At 72.3% G+C, this 9355-nt stretch carries 4 protein-coding genes; all 4 read left to right on the top strand.

Features of this window, described 5'->3' with window-relative positions:
- Positions 1-300 precede the first annotated feature (300 nt).
- The 4 genes from ACSW7Y_RS13950 (at position 301) to ACSW7Y_RS13935 (ending at position 9313) form a co-directional block, all read left to right on the top strand.
- Positions 301-5937 (top strand): glutamate synthase-related protein, encoded by a 5637-nt coding sequence (locus ACSW7Y_RS13950; protein WP_438126852.1) that lies wholly within the window; start codon positions 301-303, stop codon positions 5935-5937.
- The gene (locus ACSW7Y_RS13945) at positions 5934-7721 is read left to right on the top strand and encodes a sulfite reductase subunit alpha (protein WP_438126851.1); all 1788 of its coding nucleotides are present in this window, start codon (positions 5934-5936) and stop codon (positions 7719-7721) included. Before ACSW7Y_RS13950 ends, ACSW7Y_RS13945 begins: the two co-directional genes overlap by 4 nt.
- A 193-nt stretch (positions 7722-7914) precedes the next feature.
- Positions 7915-8259, top strand: coding sequence for an ArsR/SmtB family transcription factor (locus tag ACSW7Y_RS13940; protein WP_438126850.1), 345 nt, complete (start codon positions 7915-7917; stop codon positions 8257-8259).
- 70 nt (positions 8260-8329) lie between these two features.
- A complete protein-coding gene (locus ACSW7Y_RS13935; protein ID WP_438126849.1) occupies positions 8330-9313 on the top strand; it encodes an SRPBCC family protein in 984 nt (327 codons plus the stop codon).
- Positions 9314-9355: the final 42 nt, after the last annotated feature.

Below are 9355 nucleotides of genomic sequence, written 5' to 3'. Positions count from 1 at the left end.
CGTCCCGCACCGCGCCTCGCACCGAGCGGGCGGCACGCCGCGCGCGACCGCACGGGCGGGGAGCGCCCCGCGCCCGACCCCACCACCGGCCGGGCCGGATGCACCCGCCGGACCCGCACCGCACCTCCCGACCGGCCGGTCTGTTGCGTCCGCGGTATACCAACCCGTAGCATCACCTCACCGCACCACAACCCCACAGGGCCCGGCCGTCACCACCCGACTGCCCGCCCGCGGCGAGCGCTCCGAGGATGCAGCGTGGCCGTCCGCTGCCTGTCGGCACACGCTCCACTGGACCCGCACGTGAACCACTCCTCCTTCGGTCTCTACGACCCTGCCCGCGAATCGAGCGACTGCGGGGTCGGTTTCATCACCCGTCTCGACGGCACGCCGACCCACGACGTGATCCGCAAGGGCGACGAAGCGCTCTGCTCGATCCCGCACCGCGGCGGCAAGTCCGCCGAGGGCGTGGGTGACGGCGCGGGCGTGAGCATCGGCCTGTCGGTGGAGTTCTTCAGCGCGATCACCGGCGAGGCCCTGCGCGCGGGCCACTTCGGCGTCGCGAACTGCTTCGTGCCGAACGACTCCACCCCGGCCGGGGCCGCCGAGCGCGCCGCGGCGCAGCGGGTCGTGACCGACGCGATCGAGCACGAGGGCTTCGAGCTCCTGCTCGTCCGGGACGTCCCGGTGGACCACTCGGTCGCCCGGCCCGAGGCCGAGCAGTACCAGCTGCCGATCGTGCAGTGGGTGTTCCGCGCGCCGGAGTCGTGGTCCCGCGCGGAGGTCGACGCCGCCGCGAACCGTGCGCTCCTCGCCGTCGAGCGTGTCTCGTACGCCCAGGCCGCCGAGGCGCACGCCGCGCACGCCGCCCTGTACCCGCTGTCGCTCAGCGCCCGGACGCAGATCCTCAAGGGCCGCCTCAACTCGGGTGAGGTCATCTCGTACTTCCGTGACCTCACGGACCCGCGGCACTCGGTGCGGACGCTGTACTTCCACACGCGCTTCTCCACGAACACCGAACCGCACCCGACGATGGCCCAGCCATTCCGCCTCATGGCGCACAACGGCGAACTGAACACCGACCGCAAGAACCGGCTCTCCGACGAGGCACTGGCGCGCGCCCGGACACGGAGCATCGTGCGTCCGCCGGGGCAGTCGGACTCGAGCCGGCTCGACCAGACGCTGCAGAGCCGGGTGTTCGACGACGGCCTGGACATCGTCGAGGCCGTGGTCTCGCTCATGCCGCCGGCGTGGGAGAACGACCGCACGCTCACGTCCGACGTGCGGGACATGCTCGAGTACTTCTCGCTGTACGAGGAGAAGAACGACGGCCCGGCAGCCGTGATCTTCAGCGACGGCGACGTCGTCGGCGCCCGACTCGACCGGCTGGGCCTCCGTCCGCTGCGGACGGTGCAGACGGACGAGTACCTGATGGTGGCGTCCGAGGCCGGCCAGGTGACGTTCGGGCCCGAGGGTGTCGTGCACCGGGGTCGGATCGAGGCGGGCGGCATGCTCGTCGTGGACCACCGCACCGGCTCGCTGATGCGCTCGGACGAGGTGCTCCGGATGCTCGCCGGGCGGCGGGACTACGGCACCCTGCTCGAGGCCGCGCGGGTGAACCTCGACGACCTGCCCGCGCCGGACTACGACCGCGGTACGAGCACGCTCGGCTACGACGGTGACCTGTCGCTCGCGGGCCGCTACGTGGCGTACTCGCTGAACCAGGAGAGCTTCCGGTTCATGCTCGACCCGATGCTGGCCAACGGGTCGGAGCGGATCTCGGCGATGGGCTACGGCAACGCCATCAACGCGCTCAGCGACACCGAGGGCGGCATGGCGAAGTACTTCTCGCAGCGCTTCGCCCAGGTGACGAACCCGCCGCTCGACTCGATCCGCGAGGCCGACGGCATGTCGATGCGCGTCGCCCTCGGCAGCAAGCCGGACGGGACGGGCAGCGGCGACGGTTCCCCGAGCCGGCAGCTCGTCGTGCAGTCCCCCGTGCTCGGGCACCTCGACATGGTGCGCCTGCGCGATCAGGACATCGTGCCGCTCGAGCGCTTCGACATGCTCTACGTGCCGGTCCTCGGCGACGAGCAGGCGAACGCGGGCGCGGTACGCACCGCGACGGAGCAGCTGGCGGACGCGGTGGCCGCGTTCGCCGAGCGCACGGGTGGCATCGCGGTCCTCACCGACCGCAGTGTCTCGTCGACGCACGCTGCCCTCCCCGTGATCCTCGCCGTGGCGGCGGTCAACCAGCGACTCATCGAGACCGGGCTGCGGCTGCGCGTGTCGATCGTCGCGGAGTCCGGTCAGCTGCCATCGTCACACCACGTCGCGACGGCCCTGGGCTTCGGGGCGTCGGCTGTGTACAGCCTGTCGGCACGGCTCCGTGCGGAGGAGAAGTACCCCGCCGAGGCTGCTCCGGCCGGCGAGTACACCGCGACCGACCTCGCCCTCAAGCGCTTCCGGAAGGCCGCCGAGAAGGCCCTCGCGAAGACGATGGGCCGCGTCGGCCTGTGCACCGCGGAGAGCTACATCGGCGGTGAGTTCTTCGAGCCGAACTACCTCGACACCGGCGACGACCTGTTCGCCCGGGTCTTCCCGCACATGGAGGCCCCGGTCGGCGGCGTCGGCTTCGCCCGGATCGCCCAGGCCGCGACGGACTGGCACGAGCGTGCCCGGAGCGTCGCGACCGAGGGCCAGGTGCCCCTGCTCGGTCTCTTCAAGGAGCGCTCGGACGGCGCCGGCCACTCGTTCGGTGTCGCGAGCGTCCGCGGCTTCGGCGGCATGACCGAGGAACGCCCGGCGTTCGAGCGCTCGGGCGACTCCGACGCGCTGCGACTGCTCACCCTGCGGCAGCTCGACGACTCGTTCGGCATCACCGACGCCGCGTACCGGAACACCGGGTACGACCGGCTGAGCGACGCCGAGATCGACGCCCACCGGGTCACGCCCGGCTACGTGTCGTTCCTGCAGACCACGCACGACGAGCGGTCCCGGCGCCCCGCGGCACTCCGCGACGTGCTCGCGCTGCCCGCGGACGTGACCGGCATCGACGAGGCGGAGGACTTCGCCCGCGAGCTCGGCCGCTTCGCGACCCGCGGCAACGCCAGCATCACGGTGCGCGGGCTCGCCGGCTCGCGCGCGTCCTCCGACGGACTGCCTGGGCCCACGCCGCCGGTTCCGGACCGACGCGCCAGCGGCGGGCCGGCCGTGCCGGTGGGGAGAGGCACGGATCGCTTCCGCCTGGAGCTCACGTCGACGGGGCACACGGGTGCACTGCGCCACCAGGCCCTCGCGGACGGGCTCGCCCTCCTGCACCCCGGCACGGTCGACGTCGACGACGTCGCCGACGACCACGTGACGCTGCGCGCCACGGGTGATGCTGCCGCCCTGCTCGGGCTGCTGCAGCAGGCCCCGGCGAGCGTCGACGTCGCCGAGGTGCAGCCGGCGCACGAGATCACCCGCACGCTGGCCTCGGGTGCGATGAGCCACGGTGCGCTCGTCGCGACCGCGCACGAAGCGGTCGCGCACGGCACGAACATGGTCGGCGGCATGTCGAACTCCGGCGAGGGTGGCGAGCACCACTCCCGGTACGGCACGATCCGCGGCTCGCGCATCAAGCAGTTCGCCTCCGGTCGCTTCGGCATCTGGGCGGGCTACCTCGCCGACCCCATGCTCGAGGAACTCGAGATCAAGATCGGCCAGGGCGCGAAGCCCGGCGAGGGTGGCCAGCTCCCCGCGCCGAAGGTGACGGTGGACATCGCCGCGGCTCGTGGTGGGACGCCGGGCGTGGAGCTCATCTCGCCGCCGCCGCACCACGACACGTACTCCATCGAGGACCTCGCGCAGCTCATCCACGACTGCAAGGCCGCCCGCGTCCGGGTGATCGTGAAGCTCGTGTCCTCAGAGGGCATCGGGACGATCGCGGTCGGCGTGGCGAAGGCCGGCGCGGACGTCATCAACGTCGCCGGGAACACCGGCGGTACGGGCGCCGCGGCCGTCACGAGCCTCAAGTACGCGGGGCGCTCGGCGGAGATCGGCGTCGCCGAGGTCCACCAGGCGCTCGTCGCGAACGGCCTCCGCCAGAAGGTCACGCTCCGCTGCTCGGGCGCACACCAGACCGGGTCGGACGTCGTCACGAGTGCGCTGCTCGGCGGGGACTCCTTCGAGTTCGGCACGACCGCGCTCATGATGCTCGGCTGCGTCATGGCGAAGAACTGCAACGTGAAGTGCCCGGCGGGACTCACCACGAACGCCGAGGCGTTCGAGGGCGACCCGCGTGCGCTGGCGCAGTACCTCCTCAACATCGCCCACGACGTGCGGCAGATCCTCGCGCGCCTCGGCCTGCGCTCCCTGCGCGAGGCCCGCGGGCGCACGGACCTGCTGCAGCTGCTCGACCACCCGGCGTCCGTCGGTCGGCTCGACGTGCGGAACCTGCTCGCACAGGTGCCGGAGAAGGTCGTCGAGGACCCGGAGTACCTCGAGAAGGACTTCCGCACCGACGACGCCCTCATCGAGCGGGTCCGTGCAGCCCTGATCGACGGCCACGAGCACGCGCTCGTCGTGGACGGCATCGCGCTCGGGAACGCCGACAAGTCCGTCGGCGGGCAGCTCGGCATCGACGTCGAACGCATCCTCAACCACGAGCTGCGCGGTGTCGACCTGTCGGCACACCCCGCGATCACGACCGACGACCGCGGCCGCCGGCGACTCGTCGACGGCGCCCTGACGATCCGCACGAGTGGGTCCGCCGGGCAGTCCTACGGCGTCTTCACGAACGACGGCACGACGCTCGAGCACGTCGGCACGGCGAACGACGGCGTCGGCAAGAGCCAGTCCGGCGGTCGGATCGTCGTCCGGGCGCCCGGCGGCGGCAGTGCTGAGCGCGGTGGCAACGTCCTCGTCGGCAACTTCGCACTGTTCGGTGCCACCGGCGGCCGCACGTTCGTCGAGGGCGAGGCCGGCGACCGGTTCGCCGTCCGCAACTCGGGCGCGACCGCCGTCGTCGAGGGCGTCGGTGACTTCGGCTGCGAGTACATGACCGGCGGGGCCGTGTTCAACCTCGGCGCCTACGGCAAGGGCCTCGGCAACGGCATGTCCGGCGGGTTCCTCTACCAGTACGACCCGTCGGGCGCGGTGACCGAGCGTGCGAGCACCGACTCGCTCCTCGTGTTCCCGGTCACCGAGACGGAGCGCGGCGCCTTCCACGAGGCCGCCGCGAAGCTCCTGCTCGAGTGGCACCTCGAGGCGACCGGTTCGCGCCTGGCCGAGCGGCTGCTCGCCGACTGGGACACCACGCGCGAGCACGTGTACGTCGGCATGCCCCGCGCGCTCCTGCTCAGCCAGGACGCCGACGAGATCCTCGCAGCCGCGACCCGGCCCGAGCTCCTCGACGAGCTCGCGAACTCGGTGGCGACCGACAAGCTGCGGGCGTTCAAGGTCGACTACCGCGACCAGCGGACCGTCCTCGACGGCCGCGCCCCCGCGCTCGGTGACCAGGGTGAGGACATGTTCTCGCTGCTGTCGTCGTACACCGTGCTCGGCGTCGCCCAGGACGTGGCGCAGGAGCGGGTGCCGGGCGCCGGCGCCTCGGACCCGCGGGTGACGGAGGCGGTCCGGAACCTCATCCTGACCGAGGACTTCCAGGTGAAGCAGCGCGTCGTGAAGTACCTCCGCGGCACGTTCGACCGGTTCGCGGACGACGAGCTCGCGACCCTCATCGCCGTCAAGCGGCTCGACGACTCGAAGCGTGCGCTCGCGCAGCGGAACAACCGCAGCACGGACATGCCGGGCACCACGGGGTGGATCATGCACCAGAACGCCAAGAACGCCGGCCGTGTCCGGGCTGCCCGCTTCGACGAGCTGCTCGCGAACGCTGCGCTCGAGGACATCGCCGGCCGCGCACCGCAGGCCCCGACCGAGGTGGTGTCGGCATGACCACGCTCCCCCCGACCGGACAGCTGATCCCGGTCGACGCTCCGTTCTCGGCCGCGCAGGAGTCCTGGCTCGCCGGGTTCATCGCCGGGATCGCCGCCGCGGGCAAGCGCGCCGCCGGTGGTGCCCCGACGACGACGATCGACGTGCTGTTCGGCACGCAGACCGGCAACGCGGAGTTCCTCGCGGACGAGCTCGTCGCCGGCGCGAAGGCCCGTGGCCTCGGCGGCCGAGCGACCCCGCTCGACGCCGTCACGCCGGAGCAGCTCGCCGGGATGTCGCACGTGCTCGTCGTGACCTCGACGTACGGCGAGGGTGAGATGCCCGACAACGCCGGGCTGTTCTGGGACGCGATCCAGGCGTCCACCGTCCCGCGCCTCGAGGGGCTGCAGTACGCCGTCCTCGGGCTCGGCGACACGAGCTACGACGAGTTCTGCCAGGCCGGCAAGCTCCTCGACACCCGCTTCGAACAGCTCGGCGCGACGCGGATCCACGACCGCGTGGACTGCGACGTCGACTTCGAGGACCCCGCGGCGCTGTGGAGCGCTGCGGTCCTCGACCGCCTGGCCGCCGAGGCAGGGGCGCAGCCAGGTGCTGGTGGCCCCGCCGCCGGGGCGACCACCCCACCCGCCGCAGCCGGCGGGGCGGAGTCGAGCCGTGCCTCCAGGCCGGGGTCGCAGTGGAACAAGCGCAACCCCTACCGCGCGCCGCTCGTCGTGAACCGGCTGCTCTCCTCGCCGCGCAGCGCGAAGGAGATCCGGCACTTCGAGTTCGACCTCGGGGACTCGGGCATCGAGTACGCGGCCGGCGACGCGCTCGCGGTGATGCCGCACAACGACCCGGCGCTCGTCGACCAGCTCCTCGGGCACCTCGGGGCGGACGGCTCCGCGGACTTCGACGGGCGGCCACTCGGCGAGGTCCTGCGACTCGACCGGGAGATCCGCACGCCGTCGAAGGACCTCGTCGCCGACCTCGTGCAGCGCGCTCCCGCCTCGGAGCTCGCGGCCGTCGTGTCGCACGGCGACAAGCACGAGCTCGACCGCTGGCTCTGGGGGCGCGACGTCCTCGACCTCCTGCGCGACGCCGGGAGCGCGGCACCGACGATGGAGGAGCTGCTCCCGAACCTCCGCGGGCTGCAGGCGCGGCAGTACTCGATCTCGTCGAGTCCGCTCGCACACGCTGGCCGGGTCCACCTCACGGTCGCGTCCGTGCGGTACGGCGACGTGCACCGCTCGCACGCCGGTGTCGCGAGTACGTACCTGGCGGACCGGGTGCAGGCCGACGGCGAGGTCGACGTGTACCTGCAGCCGAACGCCGCGTTCGGGGTGCCGGCCGACGGCGACGCCCCCGTGGTCATGATCGGCCCGGGCACCGGCATCGCACCGTTCCGCGGGTTCCTGCACGAGCGGGCCGCTGCCGGAGCGACCGGGCGGAACTGGCTGTTCTTCGGCGACCAGCACCGGGACACCGACTTCGTGTACGAGGACGAGCTGACCGAGCTGCAGGAGCGGTGCGTGCTCACCCGGCTCGACCTCGCGTTCTCGCGGGACCAGGCCGAGAAGGTCTACGTGCAGACGCGCATGCGGGAGCAGGCGGCGGAGCTGTACCGGTGGCTCGAGGACGGCGCGTTCGTGTACGTGTGCGGCGATGCCTCGCGGATGGCGAAGGACGTCGAGCAGGCGTTGCTCGACGTGATCGCGGAGCAGCGCGGGCGCGGGGCGGACGACGCCGCCGCGTACCTGGCGGACCTGCGGCGCGCGAAGCGGTACGTGCGCGACGTGTACTGAGCGGCGGCGCGGCCGGCCGCGAGTCTCGTGCGCAGCGACAAGTCTCGTGCGCACGGGCACGAGACTCGTCGCTGAAGCCGAGCCTCGTGCGCGGCCGGCCGAGTCTCGTGCGCGGCCGGCGGAGTCTCGCGAGAGCGCGAGCGCGCGACGAACCCCTTGCGCCGTGCGCGCACCGGGCGTAACGTGCAACCAGATGGTTGTACGAACCGAACTCACCGACGCCGAGGTCGATCGCGTGTTCCACGCGCTGGCCGACGCCACGAGACGGGACATCGTGCGGCGGACCCTCGCCGACGGTGTCACGGTCTCGGTCCTCGCGGCGGCCTACGACATGTCGTTCGCCGCCGTGCAGAAGCACGTCACCGTCCTCGAGGGAGCAGGACTCGTGACCAAGGAACCCCGCGGGCGCGTCCGCATCGTGCGCGCCGATCCCGAGCAGCTCGACCGCGTGCGCGGGCTGCTCGAGGAGTACGGCCGGCTCTGGCGTGGCCGCATCGACCGGCTCGACACCCTGCTGGCCGGCGACGACGAGCACTGACGAACAGCCCCACGACCACCCAGACGACAACGACGACGACCGCGAACCACCGACTCGACGAGGAGCCACCATGCCCGTGACCAGCGTCACCACCGATCCCGAAGCCCTGACGACCACGCTCGTCGCGGACTTCCCCGTCCCGGTCGAACGACTCTGGGGAGCGTTCACCGACCCCCGCCAGCTCGAACGGTTCTGGGGCCCGCCGGGCTTCCCCGCGACGTTCTCGGCGTTCGACCTCCGCCCCGGCGGCCGTGCCCGCTACGACATGACCGGTCCGGACGGCGAGGTCTACCGCTCGGTCTGGCTCGTCATCGCGGTGGACGCCCCGGCGCGCCTGGCCTTCGACGACCTGTTCGCGACCGAGGACGGCGAGGTCGACCCCACGCAGCCGACGAGCACGACCGTCCTCGACTTCGAGTCGACCGACTCCGGCTCGCGTGTCCGGGTCACGACGACCTTCCCGGACGCCGCGGCGCTCGACACCCTCCTCGCGATGGGCATGGAGCAGGGCTACACGGAGGCGTTCGGGCAGCTCGACCGGGTGCTGGCCGACCTCCGGGAGTACGCGCTCGGCAAGGGTGTGGTCACCGAGGTGCTCGACGACACCCACGTCCGCTTCACCCGCGCGTTCGATGCACCGCGGCACGTGCTCTGGCGAGCGCACACCGAACCCGAGCTGATGCGTCGGTGGCTGCTCGGACCGGACGGCTGGGAGATGACGGTCTGCGAGAACGACCTCACGGCTGGCGGGCGGTACCGGCAGGCCTGGGCGCCCGTCGGGGACACCGAGGGTGAGCCGTTCGGCTTCGAGGGCGAGAACACCCTCGTGCAGCCCGAGCGTCGGATCGTCAGCACCGAGGCGATGACCGGCGCCCCGTACCCGCCGAACACGAACGACCTGCAGCTCGCGGAGGTCGACGGTGCGACGCTCCTGACCCTGCTCGTCACGTACCCGAGCGCGGAGCAGCGGGACGCGGTCCTCGCCACCGGCATGACCGACGGCATGGAGGCGAGCTACCAGCGCCTGGAGCGCGAGCTGCTCGCGACGGCGTGACCGGTCGCGTCCGGAGGTGACCGGCAAGACGGCCGGGAGGCC

The sequence above is a fragment of the Curtobacterium flaccumfaciens genome, from assembly GCF_051548005.1.
Lineage (GTDB): Bacteria > Actinomycetota > Actinomycetes > Actinomycetales > Microbacteriaceae > Curtobacterium.
The sequence above is the reverse complement of the archived record's forward strand: the minus strand, read 5'-3'. Positions and strand labels throughout refer to the sequence as shown.